The organism is Paraburkholderia sp. J63 (genome assembly GCF_905220245.1).
Classification (GTDB): Bacteria; Pseudomonadota; Gammaproteobacteria; order Burkholderiales; family Burkholderiaceae; genus Paraburkholderia.
Genome location: NZ_CAJMZF010000159.1, coordinates 1 through 579, shown reverse-complemented (window position 1 = coordinate 579; position 579 = coordinate 1). Strand labels below are relative to the sequence as shown.

Below are 579 nucleotides of genomic sequence, written 5' to 3'. Positions count from 1 at the left end.
ATTGTTGAGCGACACGATGCTGCCGTGCGTTGTCCCGCCGCCAGACGAGGTTGCGGTTTGATTGGTCGAGTAGTTCAGGTACGTATCGACGATACCGTACAGCGTGATGCTGCCTTGTGCGAACGCGGCCTGGCTGCCAGCCAGGAGGGTGGCCGTTACGACAAGACGGGGTGCGCGATTCAGATTCATGAGGTAGCGAGGGTAGTGTTATCGGGAAGTCAGCAATTTGCTGCGAATCTGCATCGGCACCAGGGACGTGGTCCTGAGGTCTTGTCAGAGGGGTGACGGAGGATAGTTCGTCTAAAAACGATCAATGTTCCGTATTTTTAGGGATTCAATTTCGCACTGTCAATAACGACTGTGGATTATTTTTGTGCGTATAGTAAGCGCAGCGCGGCTCACGGTTGGCGTGGCGCAGCGGCGGCAGGGCGCCGGGCTTGTCAAGTGGCGGAAAGCACCTGGGTCGCAAACAGCGCGAACGCCTCGTGAATGGCGCTTTCCCCGTCAATATCCAGTACTGCCATGCAACCCAACTCACTCACCCAGATTTCCCTCGTCCGCAAGTTGAAGCTCAATCAG

1 protein-coding gene is annotated in these 579 nt (G+C 56.0%); it reads right to left on the bottom strand.

The window, feature by feature from the left end; translation table 11 throughout:
- On the bottom strand, positions 1 to 189 hold a 189-nt coding region (locus U5775_RS38960; RefSeq protein ID WP_415913770.1), incomplete at its 3' end, for a porin.
- Positions 190 to 579 lie beyond the last annotated feature (390 nt).